The organism is Nitrosomonas sp., assembly GCF_024282095.1.
Lineage (GTDB): Bacteria > Pseudomonadota > Gammaproteobacteria > Burkholderiales > Nitrosomonadaceae > Nitrosomonas.
Genome location: NZ_JAMWZS010000043.1, coordinates 1 through 20,605 on the forward strand (window position 1 = coordinate 1; position 20,605 = coordinate 20,605).

Annotated in this window: 22 protein-coding genes and 1 pseudogene; 7 read left to right on the forward strand and 16 right to left on the reverse strand. The window is 46.6% G+C overall.

Annotated features, from left to right (window positions below):
* Positions 1 to 11: 11 nt before the first annotated feature.
* The 4 genes from Q0K92_RS11115 to Q0K92_RS11130 all read right to left on the reverse strand — a co-directional run bounded on the left by Q0K92_RS11115 (position 12) and on the right by Q0K92_RS11130 (position 4,654).
* A complete protein-coding gene (locus Q0K92_RS11115) occupies positions 12 to 455 on the reverse strand; it encodes a hypothetical protein (protein WP_297325872.1) in 444 nt (147 codons plus the stop codon).
* A gap of 215 nt (positions 456 to 670) precedes the next feature.
* On the reverse strand, positions 671 to 1,681 hold the full coding sequence (locus tag Q0K92_RS11120) for a metal-dependent hydrolase (protein ID WP_297325873.1): 1,011 nt from the start codon (positions 1,679 to 1,681) through the stop codon (positions 671 to 673).
* Between the two features lie 180 nt (positions 1,682 to 1,861).
* A complete protein-coding gene (locus Q0K92_RS11125; RefSeq protein WP_297325874.1) occupies positions 1,862 to 3,268 on the reverse strand; it encodes a GTPase/DUF3482 domain-containing protein in 1,407 nt (468 codons plus the stop codon).
* Positions 3,269 to 3,271: 3 nt separating this feature from the next.
* Positions 3,272 to 4,654 carry a DUF2868 domain-containing protein gene (locus tag Q0K92_RS11130; protein ID WP_297325875.1) on the reverse strand — a complete coding sequence of 461 codons (1,383 nt, stop codon included), beginning with the start codon at positions 4,652 to 4,654 and terminating at the stop codon, positions 3,272 to 3,274.
* A 167-nt stretch (positions 4,655 to 4,821) separates the two neighbouring features.
* Between Q0K92_RS11130 and Q0K92_RS11135 the strand changes: the two genes are divergently transcribed.
* On the forward strand, positions 4,822 to 5,523 hold the full coding sequence (locus Q0K92_RS11135; RefSeq protein WP_297325876.1) for a type 1 glutamine amidotransferase: 702 nt from the start codon (positions 4,822 to 4,824) through the stop codon (positions 5,521 to 5,523).
* Between the two features lie 306 nt (positions 5,524 to 5,829).
* Here Q0K92_RS11135 and Q0K92_RS11140 read toward each other — a convergent pair whose 3' ends face one another.
* Entirely contained in the window at positions 5,830 to 6,033 is a 204-nt protein-coding gene (locus Q0K92_RS11140) for a cold-shock protein (RefSeq protein WP_110338391.1), read from the reverse strand.
* Between the two features lie 390 nt (positions 6,034 to 6,423).
* Here Q0K92_RS11140 and Q0K92_RS11145 point away from each other — a divergent pair, with 390 nt between their 5' ends.
* Together Q0K92_RS11145 and Q0K92_RS11150 are read left to right on the forward strand one after the other, a co-directional pair.
* Positions 6,424 to 7,659 (forward strand): D-alanyl-D-alanine carboxypeptidase family protein, encoded by a 1,236-nt coding sequence (locus Q0K92_RS11145; protein ID WP_297325877.1) that lies wholly within the window; start codon positions 6,424 to 6,426, stop codon positions 7,657 to 7,659.
* Between the two features lie 46 nt (positions 7,660 to 7,705).
* Complete coding sequence (locus tag Q0K92_RS11150; protein ID WP_297325878.1) at positions 7,706 to 7,933, forward strand: sulfurtransferase TusA family protein; 228 nt, start codon at positions 7,706 to 7,708, stop codon at positions 7,931 to 7,933.
* Between the two features lie 86 nt (positions 7,934 to 8,019).
* Here Q0K92_RS11150 and pmbA read toward each other — a convergent pair whose 3' ends face one another.
* Complete coding sequence (gene pmbA / locus Q0K92_RS11155) at positions 8,020 to 9,378, reverse strand: metalloprotease PmbA (RefSeq protein ID WP_297325879.1); 1,359 nt, start codon at positions 9,376 to 9,378, stop codon at positions 8,020 to 8,022.
* Between the two features lie 239 nt (positions 9,379 to 9,617).
* On the opposite strand from pmbA, the gene yjgA reads away from it, so the two are divergent.
* On the forward strand, positions 9,618 to 10,169 hold the full coding sequence (yjgA, locus tag Q0K92_RS11160) for a ribosome biogenesis factor YjgA (protein ID WP_297325880.1): 552 nt from the start codon (positions 9,618 to 9,620) through the stop codon (positions 10,167 to 10,169).
* Here yjgA and Q0K92_RS11165 read toward each other — a convergent pair whose 3' ends face one another.
* Positions 10,170 to 11,093: a histone deacetylase family protein gene (locus Q0K92_RS11165; RefSeq protein ID WP_297325881.1), complete on the reverse strand. Its 924-nt coding sequence runs from the start codon at positions 11,091 to 11,093 to the stop codon at positions 10,170 to 10,172. It lies immediately after the preceding gene.
* 171 nt (positions 11,094 to 11,264) lie between these two features.
* Here Q0K92_RS11165 and Q0K92_RS11170 point away from each other — a divergent pair, with 171 nt between their 5' ends.
* The gene (locus Q0K92_RS11170; protein WP_297325882.1) at positions 11,265 to 12,302 is read left to right on the forward strand and encodes a hypothetical protein; all 1,038 of its coding nucleotides are present in this window, start codon (positions 11,265 to 11,267) and stop codon (positions 12,300 to 12,302) included.
* Positions 12,303 to 12,386: 84 nt separating this feature from the next.
* On the opposite strand, the gene Q0K92_RS11175 is transcribed toward Q0K92_RS11170, so the two are convergent.
* Together Q0K92_RS11175 and Q0K92_RS11180 are read right to left on the reverse strand one after the other, a co-directional pair.
* Positions 12,387 to 12,908 (reverse strand): cytochrome P460 family protein, encoded by a 522-nt coding sequence (locus Q0K92_RS11175; protein ID WP_297325883.1) that lies wholly within the window; start codon positions 12,906 to 12,908, stop codon positions 12,387 to 12,389.
* Between the two features lie 99 nt (positions 12,909 to 13,007).
* Positions 13,008 to 13,373, reverse strand: a complete 366-nt coding sequence (locus tag Q0K92_RS11180; protein ID WP_297325884.1) for a DUF6164 family protein — start codon at positions 13,371 to 13,373, stop codon at positions 13,008 to 13,010.
* A 149-nt stretch (positions 13,374 to 13,522) separates the two neighbouring features.
* Here Q0K92_RS11180 and Q0K92_RS11185 point away from each other — a divergent pair, with 149 nt between their 5' ends.
* On the forward strand, positions 13,523 to 14,359 hold the full coding sequence (locus tag Q0K92_RS11185; RefSeq protein WP_297325885.1) for an SDR family oxidoreductase: 837 nt from the start codon (positions 13,523 to 13,525) through the stop codon (positions 14,357 to 14,359).
* Between the two features lie 55 nt (positions 14,360 to 14,414).
* On the opposite strand, the gene Q0K92_RS11190 is transcribed toward Q0K92_RS11185, so the two are convergent.
* The 7 genes from Q0K92_RS11190 to Q0K92_RS11220 all read right to left on the reverse strand — a co-directional run bounded on the left by Q0K92_RS11190 (position 14,415) and on the right by Q0K92_RS11220 (position 19,981).
* A complete protein-coding gene (locus tag Q0K92_RS11190) occupies positions 14,415 to 14,942 on the reverse strand; it encodes a hypothetical protein (RefSeq protein WP_297325886.1) in 528 nt (175 codons plus the stop codon).
* 30 nt (positions 14,943 to 14,972) lie between these two features.
* Positions 14,973 to 15,161: a DUF3460 family protein gene (locus Q0K92_RS11195; protein ID WP_297325887.1), complete on the reverse strand. Its 189-nt coding sequence runs from the start codon at positions 15,159 to 15,161 to the stop codon at positions 14,973 to 14,975.
* Positions 15,162 to 15,373: 212 nt separating this feature from the next.
* Positions 15,374 to 16,150, reverse strand: a complete 777-nt coding sequence (locus Q0K92_RS11200) for a polyamine aminopropyltransferase (RefSeq protein WP_297325888.1) — start codon at positions 16,148 to 16,150, stop codon at positions 15,374 to 15,376.
* A gap of 66 nt (positions 16,151 to 16,216) precedes the next feature.
* Positions 16,217 to 16,576, reverse strand: a complete 360-nt coding sequence (locus tag Q0K92_RS11205; protein ID WP_297325889.1) for a DUF3135 domain-containing protein — start codon at positions 16,574 to 16,576, stop codon at positions 16,217 to 16,219.
* 280 nt (positions 16,577 to 16,856) lie between these two features.
* Positions 16,857 to 18,386, reverse strand: coding sequence for a methyl-accepting chemotaxis protein (locus Q0K92_RS11210; RefSeq protein ID WP_366084352.1), 1,530 nt, complete (start codon positions 18,384 to 18,386; stop codon positions 16,857 to 16,859).
* Positions 18,387 to 18,697: 311 nt separating this feature from the next.
* The gene (locus Q0K92_RS11215) at positions 18,698 to 19,162 is read right to left on the reverse strand and encodes a YbaN family protein (protein ID WP_297325891.1); all 465 of its coding nucleotides are present in this window, start codon (positions 19,160 to 19,162) and stop codon (positions 18,698 to 18,700) included.
* Between the two features lie 306 nt (positions 19,163 to 19,468).
* Positions 19,469 to 19,981, reverse strand: coding sequence for a DUF1993 domain-containing protein (locus tag Q0K92_RS11220; RefSeq protein ID WP_297325892.1), 513 nt, complete (start codon positions 19,979 to 19,981; stop codon positions 19,469 to 19,471).
* Between the two features lie 248 nt (positions 19,982 to 20,229).
* Here Q0K92_RS11220 and Q0K92_RS11225 point away from each other — a divergent pair.
* A pseudogene (locus tag Q0K92_RS11225) lies at positions 20,230 to 20,605 on the forward strand (hypothetical protein); the annotation flags it as partial.

Below are 20,605 nucleotides of genomic sequence, written 5' to 3' on the forward strand. Positions count from 1 at the left end.
CGGGGTGTGAACTATTGATGACTAGTCGCTTTATCGGATCGCAATTCTTTTACCAGGTTGGGATCAAATTCAGGCGGGTTATCGATGGGTGGAATTGCATCGGGGCATTTTTTTGCGTATGCCGACCGCTGAATCGCATCGTACTCGCTTTTCAGTTGGGCATACTCAGCTTCTTGTTCTTTGGTTCCACCCAGCGCAAACAGTGCCGCCCATGACAGTGACAAATCCGTACCGAGCGTCCATTTGTCGTTCGTCGTGCCGTCGCCGTTTTGTTTTCCCATTAATTGATTGACTCTGGTTTGAATGCGTTCAATCTCTGCGGATAGTTCACTGCAACTATAACTTTGGAATTGCGTGGGTGAAATATAAGGTGCATGATAATTTCCCGATGATGTTGCACAACCTGATAACGTGGTAGCAGCAGTCAAAAATACAGCCGTAATTAATCTCTTCATGACACTCATCCTTTTCGCACTTCTTAGTTTGCGAGTTTATCTGCAGGAAAATTTTATTTCTTTGATACCAATTTTTAAATTGTACACTGTTATCTGTGTTTTCAGCTTGACCAGGCCTTTGAAAAACGATCTGCGGTGTTAAAAGCCGGCGCAACATGCGCATTGATCACGCATAACCTGCACTTCCGCACTGGTATCGGCGGATTCAAGTCAAATCAATCCAAAATATGTTCACCCATCAGCAGCGTCAGGAATTTCTCGCGAGTTGCACTCGATGCATCGCGGTAGAGCATATATTTCGCATGCTGATCCGGTTGTTCCGGGTTGATCTCGATGCCCCATAGCGGCGCCAAGGTCATGGGTAAATTGGAATAACGCACATCCACGAGAACATTGGGTTGCTGCGGACGAATGGCGAGGAATCCCGCCGAGAAATGGCTAAAGCGCGCAATATCCTTCGCCAGCACCGATGACGTCGGCAATGCGCTCAAATCGCGCTCCAGAACAAATTTCTCAATGGATTCGCCCGGGTAAATCCGAGGTTCGGAAAATAAGCCGACACGGATGGCGTCCACGTATAATTTACCTTCAAATTGATAGATGGAACGCCAGAGCACCAAATTGGCGAGCGTGGGCTTTACCAGGTGTTCTTCCGCGTGATGCCCTCTTTCGGCAACCAATGTTTCAGCCACTGTTTCGGCGCGTTGCAATTGTACCCAGCCGAACGACAGATAAGCAGCAGCCAGCAATAACCCGACACGTGCCGCCGTGTGGCTGTATTTCCTGAAGGCAATCACCCCGGCAATCAGCAAAATCAACGTAAAAGCCGGATCCAATACAGAAATGATATTCAACGCCACGCGTTCATCGCTGACCGGCCACAGCAGGTGCGTGCCGTAGCTGGTAAACGCATCCAGTACACCGCTCAAGCAATAACCCAGCAAAGTGAATAAATACAAGCGGGCAAAAGCCAAGCGTCTGCGCAAAAAGGGCCACAGCAGCAGTGCTGCAACCAAAGCACCCAGCGGTACAAAAAACAGCGAGTGCGTAAAATGCCGGTGAAACTCGATAGTCAGTAGCGGATCATTCGATGATTGAATCAGAATATCCGCGTCTGCAACAACGCCGGCAAAAAAACCGATACCGGTTGCCAAGCGCGTTTCCTGTTGCTTGGCACCCGACTGTGCCATCGTGGCGCCGAGCAATCCTTGCGTTAACAAATCCATCTACGGGTTCCTCTATCTATATATACAACCGCTACGCTAGCAGGCCATTGAAAAACTATCTACGTTGCCGCTACGGTGTTAAAAACAAGCTCAAAATGCTCATTTATTACGCATAAACTGCGCTTTCTCGCCTGTTTTTGCCTGGTATCGGCTGCCTCGAAAACGTTTTTCAATGGCCTGCTAGCGCTCATCCAGTAACGAGCCCACCAGTTTAGCCTCAATTTCCTGGAATTGCGGATTATTATTGCGAGCGACAGAAGCTTCCTGCCAGGCAGGATTCTGACGTAAGGCGCTCGTTATCTTGTGCCAATTATCCGGTAGTTTTTCGCTATCGGCTTTGTCGACATGCAAGGTATCCTGCGCCGCATGGCCGCGGTGCATCAGTTTTTTCAGCAAGTGTTTTTGGCGCAGATACAATATCTGCAGCGTGGTCTCATCGGCACATTGCCATTTGGTGCCTTTGACAGTTGCCTTGATTTCATCACCATAGCGTCTGAAGGTCGACCAGCCGGCGCCGGCAATGGCACCCAGTGCACTGGCTGCACCCAGGCTCATGCCACCCACCATCAAATCAATACCGGCACCCGCAGCGGCGCCCTTGGCTGCGGCGCTGCCGACATCCAAGCCATAGGCTTTCAGGATACCGGGCGCAAAAATGTCCAATTGCCATTGGCCGTCGCTGACCGGGATTTTTTGAATCGCGACATCTTTATCCGAGAAATTGAAAATGGCTAATAAATCGTGCAAGCAACGTTGCTCGGCTTTGCGGACAAAATCATGCAACCGGTTTTCGATCAGCGAATCAGCAATCAGGTTATTTTTGGTTGTTTTGCTTTCGCGATAGCAAGCGACGTTCACAATCAGCTCAGTCACCCGCTTGGCACCCGATAGACAGAGCTGATTCCATAATGTTGCGCGGTAATCAATCAGTTTCTGCAGCGGAGTGTAATGAGATTCCACCAATGTCTGTATTTTCTGATAAAGCCGCTTCTCGGCCTCAAAAGAAAACGCCACGGTATCAAATTCGAGCGTGGCATGCATGTGGTAGACCGCCAGATGTTGCCGCCATTTGGCGAGTTCCGGCTGGTGCTCGGCGATAAAGTTGAAGACCGGAATGATCGGTTTGGCGGATTGCGTCAGTATATCCAGCTCCAGGCGGTATTTTTCCAGAAACGGCTCACGCACATCAATGATATATAAAAGAATATCGCTACGCAGCACCTGACGGATCACTTTGGCTTCCTGTTCCAATGGATCATTGACGGCAACATGCGTAACAAAGTGCTCCAGTATTTGCGCAGGCAGCAATAATCTTGATTTTGCTTGCAGTTTCTTGATGTGCGCGAATAAGGCTCTGGAATCTTCCAGGCCGGGCGTGTCATACAAATTCAGAATCGGCTCATTGTCAGCAGCAATGGTCGCCTGCTCAACATGCCGCGTGGTGCCCGCAGCATCTTCAATGACGCCGAATTCGGTACTGCGCAGCATGGTGCGGATCAGCGATGTTTTACCGGTGTTGGTATGTCCGACCACGGCAATATTCAATAATGCATGATGATCCAGGCGATGAGGATTTTTGACGATCATGATTTATCGGGTGATGACATGTTCTGCCGGGATACCGCAGGCTTCCGCCAGGCGGAACCAGGCGAATTCACGTGCGCTTGCTACCGGAGCCGATGACTTGCTCAACAAGATGAGCCAGGATTTCTCGTTGCTGCTGTCGACCAGTTCCTTGATCAGGCGCTGCACACCGCGATCAGGCAATCGATGCGCTGCCACGCCGAGCAATAACGGACCACCGAGATTTTTTATCAGTACGATGGCTTCATCGTGAGAATTCTGATCGACGATGTTCAAGCGGCAAGTGACCGATTCAGGCCAGTGCGTTGCCGCATCCAGTTCAATGCCGAACGCTTGAGCATTGGCCGGAATGGCGACATTGGCCGGCGGCGGCGTCACTTCGGCAGGTTTGGTGCCGGCGTGCGGATCGGCATCAATAACCTCGGCCTTAACTTCGCGCGCCATCAAACGCTGACGTAATTCAATATAGTAGGGCAAATAAAGATCGAGCTTGAGCCGGTGTTCGCTCCATTTTTGCATGATTAACGAAAGACCAAGCACCAAAAGACGCGGCAATATGCCGTAAACCAACAGTGTACCGATCAGGAAGGTAGCCCACGCGGTACGTGTGTCGGCATCCTGTTTGCCGACTCCAATTCTGCTCGCAATCGTTTGCGGATCGTCCGGTATTGTCAATCCCATCGCTTGCAGCGGCGTGCCGAGAATTTGCGTGAACCTGGGCAAACTGCTGTCCGGCAGCAATGTGGTACCCCAAATGAAATTATATTGCTTAGCCAGCATCAGCAATATCAGCAATATCATGCCGGCGCTTAAGTAAACCAACCAGAACTGATGCGTCAACACACTGATGCGCCATTTGCCGACATCACCGGTTAAACAGCTTTCCCACCAGGCGTGCGATGCAAGCGATGCAATCGTCGGATCTTTCTTATGTCGGTATGGCAACCAACTGGCCAATTGCGCCACGATGCCGCTGCTCAGGCTCTGCAAATTCAGGGTGATGCCCGATAGCCACAGCAGCAGGGAAATCAAATTAAATCCCAGCAGCACCGCCAGTAGCCAGTAAATATTCAGCGTGGCGGATTCACTGACCGCCTGACTGGCGGCCAATCCACCCAGAATCACTGCAAGCGCCAGACAAATTCGGCGGGCGCGGATGAATTGCAGGCGCGGCTGCTGCAATGCATCGTTCAGCGTGTTTTCCTGAATCAAACGCTTGGCGCGCGTATTCAATCGCTGGATGAAATCGGCATAATTAAAATCACCACCGGCAGTCCTCGGCATATCCTGAATACTGGCGTATGACAAATCTTCCGCTTTGGCGGACTCTATCTTGCGTACTTGCTCGATACGCACCAAATCAGCGAATGTATATTGCTTTACTGACATGGGGCGATCCATTCCGAAAGAATGACATTCAGGGTACTACGGTTGGTGATGTATATGTGTTTCACAGGTATCCAAGGAAAATTTGCCTGGATTTTCAGCAGAAAATTTGCTGCAAAACAAGCTAAAATTCGTTATCAGATCATTCAAAGTTATGGCAGGAAAATTCCATGAAGCCGGTTGCAATTTTTAGACATTTGCCCATTGAGGGGCCAGGCTATTTTGCCACATTTCTCGACAACAATCATATTCCATGGCGGCTAATTAAAATCGATGCAGGAGAATCTCCTCCGACCAATATCGATGAATTCAGTGGCTTGGTGTTTATGGGCGGGCCGATGAGCGTCAATGACGACTTACCCTGGATTGAAAACTCGCTGTCGCTGATCCGCCAAGCGGTTGCCGTGAATATGCCTGTACTGGGTCATTGCCTGGGCGGACAACTCATGGCCAAAGCGCTCGGCGGTGTTGTCAGTGCGAATCCGGTCAAAGAAATGGGGTGGGGCGAAGTCAGCGTGCCGGATAATCCGGTTGCCCACGCCTGGTTTGATGGCTTATCCACTTTTCAAGCGTTTCATTGGCACGGCGAAGCGTTCAGCATCCCGCAAGGTGCCACCTGCATCCTATCCAGCCCATATTGCGAAAATCAAGCCTTCGCAATGGGCATGCACTTAGGCATGCAATGCCATGTAGAAATGACCGAACGCCTGGTCATTGACTGGTGCAGTGTCGGCGCGGAAGAACTCGCCAGTTTGAATGAGCCGTCGGTACAATCCATCGCTGAGATGGAAAAGAATTTGCCTGAGCGCGTGGCGGCGCTGAATGCGGTGGCTGAGCGGTTGTATCAGAAGTGGATTGTTAATTTGAAATAATCTATTGGAAACCTGCTTCTCGAAACATTCAGTTTAAATAAGCAATCTTTGAATAACAGTCATTTCAAGCACAGCGAGAAATCTATGTTATTGACTACTAAAGGTTCCTCGCTACGTTCGGAATGACAAATACGGGTTGTCCAGAGTTTCCTTAAATCGTTACAAGAAGAAACACTTTAATCTAAACCAAGAATACGTGCGCAAGAAGAAGCAAAAAAGATAAAGTAAAGCTCGCGATCGACTAATCCCACCAATAAAAAAGCCCCGGTAATCCGGGGCTTTTTTATTTACTGATGCTCAGAATTTTTACTGAGGCACAATATTTGATGCCTGTTTACCTTTAGGGCCTGTCGTTATATCAAAGGTAACGCGTTGGGCTTCGCGCAATGATTTGAAACCATTGCTGTTGATTGCAGAGAAGTGTGCAAATAAATCTTCTCCACCGTTATCCGGGGTAATAAAACCAAAACCTTTAGCGTCATTGAACCATTTTACAATACCTGTTGCCATCTTTATTTCCTTAATAATTAATAAATTACATCTACAGTGATCCGTAGTGGCCATCGAATATCAAGGAAAAAAGGTCAACCATAAGCATCACATTTCACAACTTGAATCCAAAAGACTTGAATAAGATACACGTTTACTAACAAAGTTCAAGCATTAATTACAGACCCAAATGCATGACTCTGATTAAAGGACCGCTCTGATAGTTTCAATAAGCCCTTCATAATATTATCGAAGTTGCTGAGGAAACCGCCAAATTAATGTTTTGACCTTGAATTTAAGGCTATTTATTGCTCTTATTCCGCATTTGTAAAAATTACATTTGTATGAAAATGGTCTTAAAGGTAATATTTATAGAATATTAGGCACCTCTAATAATGGATTAGGCAAACAATGGACCTTAAGTGTATCAATAAAAGAGGATTCTTTATCCTCACTGCAATATTCCTGCTCTTCGCGACAAACCCAACACATGCGAGTCCTCTGCATGCTTCTATCGTCATTGATGCGGATACGGGCGCAGTGCTGCATCAATCGAATGCCGATGCCAGCCGTTACCCGGCTTCACTGACCAAGATGATGACGCTTTATATGCTGTTCGAAGCGCTAGAGCAACGCAAAATGACTCTGGATACCCGCATGCCGGTATCAGCTCATGCAGCCTCTATGCCATCAACCAATATCAATCTGCAAACAGGTGACACGATCAGTGTGCGCGATGCGATTCCCGCGCTGATTGTACGCTCCGCCAATGATGTAGCCGCCGTGGTGGCTGAAGCGCTGGGTAATACCGAAGTCGGCTTTGCGCGTATGATGACTGATAAAGCCCATAAGCTGGGAATGCGCTCCACCACTTTCCGTAATGCTTCCGGTCTGCCCAACAGCGAGCAAAAAACCACGGCGCGTGACTTAGTGACCTTGTCCGCGCGGTTAATGAAGGACTTTCCGCAACACTATCATTATTTTTCAACCCGCTCCTTCAGTTACAAAGGCACCACCTACAACAGCCACAATCGTATGGTGCGTAACACGCAGGGGGTGGATGGCCTGAAAACCGGCTTTATTCGTGCTTCAGGGTTCAATGTGGCCACTTCCGCCAAGCGCGGTGACCGCCGCGTTATTGCGGTGGTGATGGGTGGACATACTGCCGCTGCCCGCGATCAACAGATGGCACAATTACTCAATCGTAGTTTCACCCGGGAAATCGCAACCCAAGTAGCGAGTAATACCAATAATGCTCATGTAGCGCCGGTTACTGTGCAGAAAGTCAGTGCTTCGATTCCTGCATCCAAACCTGCTCCCGTGCTGCATAAAACACCTGAATCTGCCGCGCTATCAAAAATCGCGCAAACAGATACACGCGCTGAGCCACAAAAAATTGCCGCGATGAATAACAAAAGTTGGGAAGTACAGATTGGTTCTTATTTGGAACATGACCGCGCTCAAACACAGGCTCAAGCTGCCACCCGCTGGATACCCGGCGCAGTGGTGATCACGGAAGTGGAAGTCAGTAATCGCAAACTGTATCGCGCCCGATTGGTAGGGCTGCAGGAAAATCAAGCGCGTACTGCCTGCCAAAACTTATCCCGCCAGAAGATGGAGTGCTTGGTCGTTCGCTCACAAAGCTGATTGACACAACGAGTTTAAAGACAGGCATTTTCGCTGTCATCAGACAATGCACATTGATAAAGAATTAGACGCGCGCGGCTTGGTTTGTCCATTGCCCATCTTACGCACCAAACAATCATTGTCCGCAATGATCAGCGGGCAAACTCTGAAAATTATTGCAACGGATCCGGGCTCCGTGATCGATTTTCAGGTTTTTGCAGATCAAACAGGCAATGAGTTATTGTCTTTATCAGAAACAACCGATGAGTTTATCTTCATACTGAAAAAGAAATAGCAAAATCATCATCAGCGCAACGAAACCCCATTTACCGCTTCTTTTGCCTGGTATCGACTACCTCAAAAACATTTCTCAACGGCCTGTTAATCGCCCGCAACGGTCATGCGATCAATCAAAACCGATCCACTCTGTTTCGATCCACGCACCACAACATCATTGCCGATGGCCAGTATTCCCCGGAATATCTCCTTCAAATTGCCGGCAATAGTGATTTCCTCGACCGGATAAGCGATTTCACCATTTTCAACCCAATAACCTGAAGCGCCCCGCGAATAATCACCGGTGACGGCATTGACGCCGTGGCCCAATAATTCGGTCACCAGCAAGCCCGTATGCATTTTCTTCAACATCGCTTTGAAATCCATCGGTGTTGCATTGTGCATGATCAGATTATGCGTACCGCCGGCGTTCCCGGTGGTACGCATCCCCAGTTTGCGTGCTGAATAACACCCCAGAAAATAGCCTTGTACAATGCCATTCTCGATCACTTTGCGATCAATCGTTGCCACCCCATCATCATCAAATGCACCACTGGCCAGGCCCTTATGAATATGCGGCAATTCGAGGATCTGAATATCCGGTGCAAAAACCTGTTGACCGATACTATCCAGCAAAAAGGAAGATTTCCGATAAAGGTTGCCACCGCTCACTGCAGAAGCAAAGTGCCCGATCAAGCCGGAGGCAATCGGCGCTTCAAATAATACCGGCACATCACACGTCGCAATTTTTCGCGCGCCCAAGCGCGCCGCACTGCGTGCACCTGCCTTCTGCCCGATCATTTCCGGTGATTCCAGATCAGCAGCATCGCGCGCAACGCTATACCAGTAATCCCGTTGTTTACTATCCCCCTGTTCAGCAATCACGGCGCAACTCATGCTGTGACGCGATAACGGATACCCGCCCATAAAACCGAGACTATTCGCATAGATAAACTGAGATTCACTGACTGAAATCGTTGCACCTTCGGAATTAGTAATGCGCTTATCCGCCGCATAGGCTGCTTGTTCGCATTGTTTTGCCAACTCGATGGCCTCCTCGACAGACAGCATCCAGGGATAATACAGATCCAGCTGCGGATAATCTTGTGCCAATAATTCTGCATCGGCTAATCCGGCACAATCATCGTCAGCGGTATAGCGGGCGATCGACAATGCTGCGGCAACCGTATCGCTGATGGCCTGCGGCGAAAAATCGGACGTGCTGGCATTGCCGCGCTTTTGTCCAATATAAACGGTCACTGACAATCCTTTATCCCGATTATATTCAATCGTTTCAACCGCATCCTGGCGCACTGTGACAGTTTGGCCAAAGCCATCGGAAACATTGGTTTCACAGGCAGTCGCCCCACCTTGTTTAGCGTGCACCAAAATATCACGGGCAATTTGCTGGAGTGTGCCGAGCGGATAAGAAAACCGGGAATCAGAAGCGAGTAGATTGTTCATAAATATCTTTGAAAATTCAGGCTAAATGGAATATAAGAAAAATAATTTTTTAATGAAAAAAACAAATCACATGGGATCGCACCCCTATCACAGGCCGTTGAAGAATGTTTTCGAGGCAGCCGAACCAGGCAAAAACAGGCGAGAAAGCGCAGTTTATGCGTGATAAATGAGCATTTTGAACCTGTTTTTAGCACCGTAGCGGCAACGCAGATAGTTTTTCAACGGCCTGATAAAGCGCTATGATAACAGCTTCTCGACACCGCATTACACAGGATACCGTGCAAAATACCCCAGAAAACGATCACGAACAGGATGCTGCACCGAGCAAAACACGGCGCAAAAAAGACATGCACGCCTTGCAGGAAATCGGCGAACAATTGGTTGAATTGGATCCAAAGAAATTGAATGAATTCGATTTGCCGGAAATTTTACTCGATGCCATCCTCCTTGCCCGTCCGATGACTAAACATGGTGCACGCCGCCGGCAAATGCAATACATAGGCCGATTGATGCGAGAAGTCGACATGCAGCCGATTCAGGAAAAGCTCGATGCCTGGCAACAAGTATCAGTGCACCAAACAGCCCGACTGCATCAGCTGGAACGCTGGCGCGAACGCTTGCTGACGGATGAGCATGCATTGACTGAGTTCGCGGAAAAGTACCCTGCCGCTGACTTACAGCACTTGAGATTATTGATCCGTAATGCGCAAAAGGAAAAAGCGGCTGACAAGCCGCCTAAAAGCTTTCGCTCGTTATTTCAGGAATTGCAAGCAATTATTGCCAAGACCTGATCAATCCGCATTCAGCACCCGAATATGCGCCGCAACGCAACGCCCCAGCGCTTGCAATTCATACCCGCCTTCCAGCGCTGAAACGATACGGTCGCTGGCATATTTGTTCGCAATGGCTTTAATCTGCTGCGTGATCCAGACATAATCGTCGTCATCGAACTGCAGTTGCGCCATGTCATCATCGCGGTGCGCATCAAAGCCGGCGGATACAAAAATCATCTCGGGTTTAAATGCGTCCAATGCCGGTAACCAAATATCGGTTACTGCTTTGCGGAAAACCGTGCCGTCGGCGCCACGCGGCAAAGGCACATTGATCATGCGCTGATTGCCGCTATCCGCACCACAATAGGGATAAAAAGGATGCTGAAAAGTGGAACACAGCATGACATGCGGATTATCGCGAAAAATTTCCTCGCTGCCGTTACCGTGATGTACGTCAAAATCCACAATCGCGACTCGTTGCAAGTGATAGTGTTGGATCGCATGCGCCACTCCCACGGCCACATTGTTAAATAAACAAAATCCCATGGCGCGATCCGATTCGGCATGATGTCCCGGCGGTCGAACGGCACAAAACGCATTGTTCATTTTCCCGCTCAGCACCAAATCGGTTGCCAGCACCGCCGCTCCCGCTGCACGCAATGCCGCATTCAGTGTGAACGAATTCATCGCAGTATCGGCGTCAAGCGCAATCAATCCGGCGGCTGGCGCAGCCTGCCGGATGCTTGTTATGTAACTTTGTGTATGCACACGCGCCAGTTGTTCTACCGTCGCCAGCGGCGCATCATAACGTTGGAGCTGTGCCAACAGGCCAGTGGCCTGCAGTTGATTCTCAATGGCCACCAACCGTTGCGGACACTCGGGGTGGTAGCTGCCCATGTCATGCTTGAGACAATCCGGATGACTGATATACGCTGTTTGCATGTTATTTCCCGATGCTGTGAAAACACTTATCGCTAACCATCTTATTAAAAAGTTTATACAATCGATGGGCTATCCCGTGATAAATTATCAATATTCTGCAAGTTAGCCTACAGAAATACAAAAAAACAATTTCATGTTAATGCCTTTTTTCGTCATATAGAGGAGTGATTGATGAACGAATTTATCGCTAAAGTAACAAATTTTATTTCCTTTGATGTGCTCATCGGAAGAAGTTGGCTGGATATTGTATCCATTCTGACGCCCTCTGTTCTTCTGATCATCGGATTATTCTGGCTCAGTTATTTAATAAAATTCAGAAAATGGAGATTTTCTGCGTATGCGCTGTGTTTGGCACTGACATTGGTTTACTTGCCTTATGAATTGTTGCGCCAGGCAACCGCGCTGGCCAGAGCGGATGCCAATGTCAATGAAATGCACGACAGTTTGCAAGGGTTGCTCAATTCCGCCAATTTGAATCACATGAATGACATCGCAAACAAGGAAGTCTCCGCCGATATTCTGGATGAATTGATCCGTGGTCTCGATCGGAATAAGAAAAAAGATCTTATTCTTGTTTCCTGGTTGATTTCCGAGAACGAAAAGAATTCACTCAATCAAATTGATGACAAGCAAAAATCACTCGCGGATACAATCAAATCCAGCTTGAATGAAACAAAAACCGAAATTATTGAATCCCGTCCTCCCATTGAAAAAATCTCTGAGACCATCGTGAAACGGCTGGATAGCGATATCAATCAATTGGTTGAAACAAAAATGCAATCATTCAAGCAAGAGATTGATAGTTCATTGGATAATTTTAAAGAAGGCATCAATACCTTTGTTCAAGGTGAACTCAACAATTACCAAGAGAAGCTGGCAGTCATCACACAACAAAATATTGATGAATTAAGAAATTACTCCAGCAAAGCTAATCAAGCTTTCTCTCAGCAGGCAAATAGAACCAACCAAGAATCCTTGAAAAAGATAGATGCCGCTAAAGACAGTATCGATGAAGCGGGCACGACAATCGCGCAAACTGTCACCAAGCAAGTCAAGCAACTGGCAGCCTCGATTGAGCTGGCGCAGAAAAAGAATGATATTTTATTTGAATATAATGAATGTATGAGGACTGCTGGTGTACTTGATCTGGCAGGTAAGGAGCAGCAATGTAAAACCAAATTGAATCAGGATATGAGTAGCCTGAAATAGCCGCTGACTGCAACAAAAATCAAATGGATCTGATGATCTTTACCTACGTCAAGGATCATCAGATCAGCAATTATCTGGAACCTGCTATTTCTTTACAAAATCAACCAGTTTCTGATACGTGAACAAATAATCCTGTGCTTGTAAAGGCGTATGGCATTGCACACAGTTCAGGTCGTTGCTTTTAGCGGTACCATCCGGGTTATACACGGCAAATCCCCAATCACCGGTGCGATTCTCTTTGGGAAAAGCGGCATCCCAATTATTTCTGTTTTCCATCACAGCAACCGCTGACAGCGAGTCTATTTCAAACAGTCCATCCTTGCCCGCAATCGGTTTACCGTCCGCATCTTTTTTAGGCGTATAAATTTCCATGATAACGACAGCACCCGAAGCACTTTTCTGGCCTTGGGTATAACTGGAAATCGCGGCTTCATTAGCATACAGCTTGGCAACCTGCGTTTGATTGGCGCGATTCATGGTGGCATATTTTGTAAAGGTTTTTTCATAACCTGCAGGAAATTTTACGTGCTCAGGATCCCCACCGGCGTGGGCATAAAGCGGCGTTGCGATCAGTACGGCGGCAATGGTTTTCAGTGTATATTTCATGTTTTTTCTCCTTCTTAGAATGTTTATGGATAAAACAGGACTTGGATGACTATCATACCGTATTAACCGGGGAATATTGATCAATGCGTTAATGTTCTTTTATGGCGCAAGATCCAGAACCAGTCTGGCAGACAAATAAATCACCAGCATTGCAAGCGCTAAATGGACCGTAAACAGCACAGGATTCTGCATCGCTGCATCAATCAGGGTTTTATGTTTACCTTGCCGTTTCAGACGCGCATATTCTTCCTGCATCCTGTCGGTCCGTTCATTTTGGTAGGCATCCAGTAATGCGCGCGCCTTCTGGAACTGACTCTCATCGGTAAGCCAGATGGCCGGCATCGACACGCCCCAATTGCCCGCTGATGTTTCATAAAAATCAATCGCATTGTCGGCTAATAACTCGCGTACATCATTCGCTTCATCATCGGGAACACCATTGAGTCGGAATAAAATTTTTGCCATGAATGATCTTCGGTTATGTTATTTTCTATTGGGGTAAAGGTTGAATCATCAATTTCATCAATGGATGCTATCTTTGCATTCAATCCATTGTCAAGTGATGAGAAATGATAAAACCACAAAATTAATTAGTTACAGGTAAATTTGAACCAATGAAAAAAACCATATTAATCACCGGATGCTCAAGCGGAATCGGTTACTGTGTCGCCAAAGCCTTGCACGCACGAGGCTATCGCGTGTTTGCTACGGCCAGACGGCGGGAAAGCGTTGACATGCTCCTGGCCGAAGGTTTAGAGAGCTTTCACCTGAATTTAACCGATTCAAATTCGATTCATTTTGCTTTTGAGGAAGTCATGCGCCGCACCAATGGTGAATTGTATGCATTGTTTAACAATGGCGCATACGGGTTACCGGGCGCGGTGGAAGATCTGAATCGTGATGCTTTGCGTGCGCAATTTGAAACCAACGTGTTTGGCTGGCAGGAATTGACCAATCTGGCGATACCGGTGATGCGCCGGCAGGGTTACGGCCGAATTATCCAGAATAGCTCGGTGCTGGGCTTCGTTGCGCTGCCTTTCCGGGGCGCTTACAATGCATCAAAATATGCGATTGAAGGGTTAAGCGATACGCTGCGGCTGGAATTACGCGGCAGTAATATTTATGTCAGTTTGATTGAGCCGGGGCCGATTGCCAGTCAGTTTCGCATGAATGCAGTCAAAGCGCTGGAAAAATATATCGACGTCAACAGCAGCTTTCACCGTGAAAAGTACCGAGGAGTGTTGACGCGCTTAAACAAGCCCGGGCCCGCTGTGCCATTCACATTGCCACCCGAAGCGGTGCTTGAACGGGTAATCCATGCGCTGGAAGCCGCCAAACCTCAACCCCGCTACTATGTGACATTCCCGACTTATCTGTTTGGCGTACTCAAACGAATTTTGAGCACACGTGCACTGGATGTGTTACTTGCCAAATCCGGAAATAATAATTAACAGATTAGGGCAACTAATTCGGGATCTTTAACAAGCTGTGTCAAGCAAAAGTGAATCAGTAGGGGCGAGTTGTGGAAGTGACGCATGTTTGCAGAATTTTCCAGGCAATGTCAGCAAAATATCGATCGCCCCTCAGCGTTGCATTCACTGTCGTATCATCAATCTTCTTTAGCATTAGGGCAAACGCATATGCGGATTCATTATTTGCGTTTCTGTGCGCATACGACAGGGTTTCTGTAGCCGCTCCCGCATAAATAGGTACAGCGTCCGGATTGTCAGGAGCATAAGTCGCAACCGTATTACGCAGGTATCGTGTATCCAATGCATGGATTTCTGATGCATCGATATCAGAATACCTGCGATTTCTGAATTGCAGGTTGCGCATGAACGACCTGCCATCCGATTGCAGTTTGTGGATGACACAGCTTGCCAGTACCACATGTTCCCCGGCGAGCTTTTCTTCATACCATTGCGGCTTTTCTATGGGATCGATGAGATGTGTGCAAGCCGATAAAAAGCAAAAACAGGCGAGAAAGTGCAGTTTATGCGTAATCAATGAGGATTTTGAGCCTGTTTTTAACACCGTAGCGGCAATGCAGATAGTTTCCCAAACCTATCCACCAAAATAAACATACGGTTTCATAGGATCATCGGATTCATTAAAACGCTTTTGTTCTTCTTTATCGAGCTTTTTATCCCACCACATACTTCGTGCCTCTAGTCGTTTGGATTCGAGTTGCGGGTTTTTCTCAAGTAATTCACGCATAAACTTCGTATGCTCAGATTCGTAACTATAATCCATCATTCAACCTATTCTTTAGTACTGTAAAAAAAACAAACTTTAGCACAGACGCCATTGACTATATAGTCCCTCAGTTGATTAAGGAAACTCTGAATAACTGTCATTTCGAGCACAGCGAGAAATCTATAACATTGATTCACAAAGATTCCTCACTTTGTTCGGAATGACAAACATGAGTTATTCAGAGTTTCCTTAAGAACACTGGCGGAAATCTAGATTTCCAAGTGAATTGGATAGCAGTCATTATATTTTCGCAGTTTGATCACCATGTCGGAAAACGGCAAGTCATATATTGCTTCCAACTTTTTAGCACGGGCTTTAAGTGTTTTCCAGGCTACTTTTCCCGGACTGTGTTGAAACGCAAACACAATTAAATTGCCGCGCACATCGGCCATCATGGCAACAATATGCCCCTGAAAACTATCGCTGATTCGCTGTATATAGGTATCGAGGTGTTTATCGCGACTCAGCAGATTCACTACCAATATGCCGTTTTTGCACAAAGCCGCACGTGCACGGTCATAAAATTCCTGGCTACACAGAGTATCAATCTGGCAGCCGTCATCGAAACCATCGACCATCAAAATGTCCGTGCTGAGCGGGTGATCATTGATGTGTTGTGCGCCATCCGCATGGATGACTTGAAAACGCTCATCCTCCGCCGGTAATGCAAAATAATTAAAGGCCGTGCTGATCACTTGCTGATTAATTTCAACGACGGTAGTTTTAGTCTGAGGCATCTGATGATAAACAAACTTTGCCAACGAACCGCCACCCAAGCCAATCATCAAGATATGAGAAGGCGCTGGATGAAACAATAAAAACCCCATCATGCATTGGGTATAGAACAATTCCAGCGCATTGGGCGCATCTATTCGCATGGCGCTTTGTATCATATCGCCACCCAAATGTAGCGAACGCACACCTTTTTGCTCGCTGATTGCAACGCTTATATTACTGCGAGGGACTTTTTTAAAAAACCGGGCCATGCGCCATCAGATGGGAAAATAGGGAAGGTATTTGAAACGCAATACGATTAAATCTTCAAATTGTACTTATTTACCCGGCTTATATCTGTCAAACGAGAGAATCTTGCCGGTCGGTTCATTTTTAATGGCACTCAATATTTTTTGAGGTTCCTGAAATGCATCCAGTAACCCTTTTTCTCCCACGACATTGTCCCACATTCTTTGAGAGATCTGTAAACAAGCGGCCATTGGGTTACTTGCTTGCTTACGGACTTGATCTACTTGCCATTGCAAGCCTGTCATCCGTTGTTTCAGATGCAATGGCGCTTGCGCTATCAAGTCATCGATCAACTGTTGGCGCATGGCCTCAAATTTCTCCGGATCTTGCCGCGCCATCTGAGACCATACATCAAAGTCAAAATCAGTTATTTTATTTTCTTCATCCATATCAGTATGCTAGCCTGTGATTATCAAATAATTATTGGGAATGAGCTTACAACTCAACCTTACCTGCTGAAATTGGAAATAAAATAACTTGCATCTTTTCTGACTCAGTCATGACAATTGCCATTTTTTAGATTTTACGGAGACTATCTTGAATCAAGTCTTTATCAAATCAAAAACCGCCAAACACCAGAAATGTTCATTTTATATGAAAAGTGCCGAAACTAGGACCCTGTCGGACTCCCAGATACCCCAATCCCGGCCGGATATCAGCAGTGAAAACTTATCTGCTTTCTGATTTGAATTGATCTGCTAAGCCGGAAAGCATTTTAACCTTCTGACTCATCGCGCTACTGGATGACGTTAGTTTTTCCACCAATTGCCCATTTTTCTGTGTCACTTCGTCGATTTGCATGATAGCTTGATTAATTTGCTCAATTCCATTGGCCTGTTCCTGAGAAGATTGAGAAATTTCTCCGACGATATCAGCAATCTTCTTCACACCGTCATTAATCATTCTTAACGATTCCGCCGATTGATTAACCAATTGTGAACCGCTCTCAACTTTGGCAACGCTATCACTAATCAGGTCCTTGATTTGTTTTGCAGACTCAGCACTGCGACCGGCCAGGTTACGCACTTCATTGGCGACCACAGCAAAACCGCGACCTTGTTCCCCAGCCCGCGCAGCTTCTACAGCCGCATTCAGTGCCAGCAGATTGGTTTGGAAAGCAATTTCATCGATGACATTGGTAATATCCGCGATCTTCTTACTGCTGTCATTAATCTCGCTCATCGCGCGCATGGTACTGGAGACAACGGATCCACTTTTTTCTGCCTGCTGACGTGTATCCTGCACGAGCAGATTAGCTTGTTTCGCATTTTCTGCATTTTGCTGCACCGTAGCGGTAATTTCCTCTATGCTGGATGCTGTTTCCTCGAGACTGGATGCTTGATTTTCCGTGCGGCTCGAGAGATCCACACTGCCGTGCGCTATTTCATCCGCAGCTTGTTCCAGCACTGAAGATGACTCTTTGACACGCCCAATGGCGGTACGAAGTTTTGCATTCTGAAATATCTGTACATATTCCAGTTGCCCCAATTCATCATTTCTGCCGGTATAAACAAACCGTGCTAAAGGATCATTGGCAATTTTCTCTGATTTTGCAGCCAAATTACGCAGTCCACTTAACATCTGGTATATCACGGCAGAACTTACCAAGCTACCAGCTATAAAACCTGATAAGGCAAAAAGCAGTGAAATTTGTCCGGCAGCTGCCAAGCCTGCAAAAATAAAAGCAAAAACACTCGATACGGTCAGTGCAATTTTTGCGGTCAGACTGATAGAAAATCGTGTTAATTTAATTGCATCAATTTTAGAGCGTCGTTTATCATCCGCTGATTTTTCTGACATGATCTTGGCGTACAAGGCTTCAGCCCGATCAACCCATGCTTTCTCCGGCTTTACCCGAACCGATTGATAGCCAACAATCTTGCCGTTTTCATATTGTGGACTGGCAAATGCATCAACCCAATAGTGATCGCCATTTTTATTGCGGTTTTTTACCATTCCCATCCAAGGATTGCCGGCTTTTAGCGCGTCCCATAACATGACATAAGCTTCCGGTGGCACATCAGAATGGCGAATGATATTATGATTTTTGTTCTCGAGCTCTTCCCACGTAAAGCCGCTCATTCTAATAAAATCTTCGTTTGCTGATGTGAGAACACCCTTTAAATTGGTTGTGGAAATAATCTCACAATCATTATTCATACCCATGTCTCTCTGGGTAACTGGCTCATTTATCCTCATTGCTCACTCACTATAGTTGTTAGGAAAGCAGGATCGTTCCTATGACAAATCCTCCTTTTGCTTTAGGGTTCTTTTGAAACAAATAAGCCAAACGAAACGCTATTAATGGAATAATATTTGATAGAACAATCACCTAGTTGATAGGTTTATTCCTGATATCATGTAGGACAAAAGCATGTGAGCGAAAAACCGGCACGTAGAGAAACTAAGACTACCCTTGCGCATGACAACAACTGCGCACTACCGGATAATTTCTGCGTAAGAAGTAAGCATCTGTTGCTGAAGCTTTACTGGAAAATGGCAAGTAGCGTTTAATTATCGGAAACTTCGCGCACTGGAATACGCCAGATGAAGAAGACCAAGATACTGCCAATCACAACCAGCATCATCTTTTGCCATAATTCAGGCACAATTAAAATAGAACTGCCGAATGACAATGCCATCAACACATAAACCCATCGTTTGACATTACCGGGAATGCTGCGATACATACGCCATTCAAGAATAATTGGACCGGCTATCCGATTTTCCAATAACTTGCGATGAAAATGTTCCGAACCGCGTGCAAAACAGGCGGCCGCCAAGAGTATAAACGGCGTTGTTGGCAGTACCGGCAAAACCGCGCCCAGCACTCCCAGGAATAATGCCAGAAAACCGGCACCCAGATACATGGCGCGCACAATCGGTGAATCGTGCAAGCATAATAGATCGGCTGACTGTTGATCCAGTGCCTGCTGTTTGTTTTGCTGGGTTTCAGATTGCTCAGATGATGGCATTAATGATTTCGATAGATTAAATAGTGATCAATTACAAACCAAAACCAGGGTGGATTCAAGAACCAACTGCAACAATTAATGATTAATAGCGATTTTGGCGAGTGCCATATTATGTAGGAGCTCAGTGTAAACTTCTAGCGGCGATCGCAACCCGAACGATTTTCTTGGTCGCGTATTCAGGCTCCATGCGATACCATCCAGCCCGGTAGGCTGGGGTGAGTCGGCAACCCCCGGCAATTAATGCGGAATGAATGTGGGATTCCATGACATCCATAAGAAATGTGCCGGTGAATCTTGCAGCAGGACTTAAAAAGTACCCATAAAATCGCCCTTACCAACTTCCAGGCCATTGTGCCGCAAAATTGCATAAGCAGTGGTGACATGGAAGAAAAATTGCGGCAAACCATAGTTGATCAGATAATTGTGGCCAATCAGCTTTTTCTCTTTTGGCGTGCCAGGACGTAACACAATTTCACGCGTTTCGCTACCTTCAAATTGCGCAGGTGTCAGGCTTCCAATGAATGATAAAGTCTTACTTATTCGCGCCTGCAAATCCGCGAAGGTCTGTTCGTTGTCCTCATACGCCGGCACTTCAACACCCGCCAGCCGCGCTGATACACTCTTGGCAAAATCGGCAGCGACTTGCACTTGGCGGATTAAAGGAAACATATCAGGATATAGCCGAGAATTCAGCAATACTGCCGGTTCAAATTTTTTCTCGGTTGCGTAGGCTTCAGCCTTGGTCAAAATGGCGCTCAAACTGTTCAATAACTGCTTAAAAACGGGTATGGACGTTTGGTACATATAAGGAGTGGTCATAGATCTTTCTCAATTGGTTGTTGATAGTGATTGTTAAATACTGAAATAAGTATCTCATGATTAAGCACGGTTTAGTGCGAAGCATACTTACTTGCTGCCGAAGTGGGTAGATACAATGCGTATCGAAAATTGTTTTGCCCAGGTTAATTTCCGGCTGATCTATGCAATCAAGGTAAAATACTCAGAATTTCCGATCAAGGTAAACGCAAGACTACAAGTCAAATAAAAAAACCATGCAGCCAAATTTCTTGAATCACCTCTTGCTCATCAGCGCATTTGAACTCAAAAGAGGCTTTGCTACCCCAAAAAGTATATTACCATTGGTAACCTTTGTGGTCGTTTGGTATTTTATTTTACTGTATCCGATTCGATTTGCTGCTGAGCTGTTGGTTCAGGAAAAGGAATTACAGACAGAATTCAGTTTCTTCGATTTGATTGGCTTTGGTTCAATACAGCATTGGCCCATCCCTGAATTCGGCGTATTTTGGCATTTTGCGCTAATGATATTCCCGATGTTGAGTATCTTACTCGCAGCCGATCAAACCTGTTCTGATCGAGCGCGCGGCACGCTACGTTTTATTGTCATGCGCAGTAGCCGCGACCGTGTATTCTTTGGCCGGTTTG

Bases quoted from the DNA above. Each gene is read 5' to 3' on its own strand.
- Q0K92_RS11115 (WP_297325872.1), bottom strand. From the start codon at position 455: ATGAAGAGATTAATTACGGCTGTATTTTTGACTGCTGCTACCACGTTA.
- Q0K92_RS11120 (WP_297325873.1), bottom strand. From the start codon at position 1,681: ATGGATTTGTTAACGCAAGGATTGCTCGGCGCCACGATGGCACAGTCG.
- Q0K92_RS11125 (WP_297325874.1), bottom strand. From the start codon at position 3,268: ATGATCGTCAAAAATCCTCATCGCCTGGATCATCATGCATTATTGAAT.
- Q0K92_RS11130 (WP_297325875.1), bottom strand. From the start codon at position 4,654: ATGTCAGTAAAGCAATATACATTCGCTGATTTGGTGCGTATCGAGCAA.
- Q0K92_RS11135 (WP_297325876.1), top strand. From the start codon at position 4,822: ATGAAGCCGGTTGCAATTTTTAGACATTTGCCCATTGAGGGGCCAGGC.
- Q0K92_RS11140 (WP_110338391.1), bottom strand. From the start codon at position 6,033: ATGGCAACAGGTATTGTAAAATGGTTCAATGACGCTAAAGGTTTTGGT.
- Q0K92_RS11145 (WP_297325877.1), top strand. From the start codon at position 6,424: ATGGACCTTAAGTGTATCAATAAAAGAGGATTCTTTATCCTCACTGCA.
- Q0K92_RS11150 (WP_297325878.1), top strand. From the start codon at position 7,706: ATGCACATTGATAAAGAATTAGACGCGCGCGGCTTGGTTTGTCCATTG.
- pmbA (WP_297325879.1), bottom strand. From the start codon at position 9,378: ATGAACAATCTACTCGCTTCTGATTCCCGGTTTTCTTATCCGCTCGGC.
- yjgA (WP_297325880.1), top strand. From the start codon at position 9,618: ATGATAACAGCTTCTCGACACCGCATTACACAGGATACCGTGCAAAAT.
- Q0K92_RS11165 (WP_297325881.1), bottom strand. From the start codon at position 11,093: ATGCAAACAGCGTATATCAGTCATCCGGATTGTCTCAAGCATGACATG.
- Q0K92_RS11170 (WP_297325882.1), top strand. From the start codon at position 11,265: ATGAACGAATTTATCGCTAAAGTAACAAATTTTATTTCCTTTGATGTG.
- Q0K92_RS11175 (WP_297325883.1), bottom strand. From the start codon at position 12,908: ATGAAATATACACTGAAAACCATTGCCGCCGTACTGATCGCAACGCCG.
- Q0K92_RS11180 (WP_297325884.1), bottom strand. From the start codon at position 13,373: ATGGCAAAAATTTTATTCCGACTCAATGGTGTTCCCGATGATGAAGCG.
- Q0K92_RS11185 (WP_297325885.1), top strand. From the start codon at position 13,523: ATGAAAAAAACCATATTAATCACCGGATGCTCAAGCGGAATCGGTTAC.
- Q0K92_RS11195 (WP_297325887.1), bottom strand. From the start codon at position 15,161: ATGGATTATAGTTACGAATCTGAGCATACGAAGTTTATGCGTGAATTA.
- Q0K92_RS11200 (WP_297325888.1), bottom strand. From the start codon at position 16,150: ATGGCCCGGTTTTTTAAAAAAGTCCCTCGCAGTAATATAAGCGTTGCA.
- Q0K92_RS11205 (WP_297325889.1), bottom strand. From the start codon at position 16,576: ATGGATGAAGAAAATAAAATAACTGATTTTGACTTTGATGTATGGTCT.
- Q0K92_RS11210 (WP_366084352.1), bottom strand. From the start codon at position 18,386: ATGAGGATAAATGAGCCAGTTACCCAGAGAGACATGGGTATGAATAAT.
- Q0K92_RS11215 (WP_297325891.1), bottom strand. From the start codon at position 19,162: ATGCCATCATCTGAGCAATCTGAAACCCAGCAAAACAAACAGCAGGCA.
- Q0K92_RS11220 (WP_297325892.1), bottom strand. From the start codon at position 19,981: ATGACCACTCCTTATATGTACCAAACGTCCATACCCGTTTTTAAGCAG.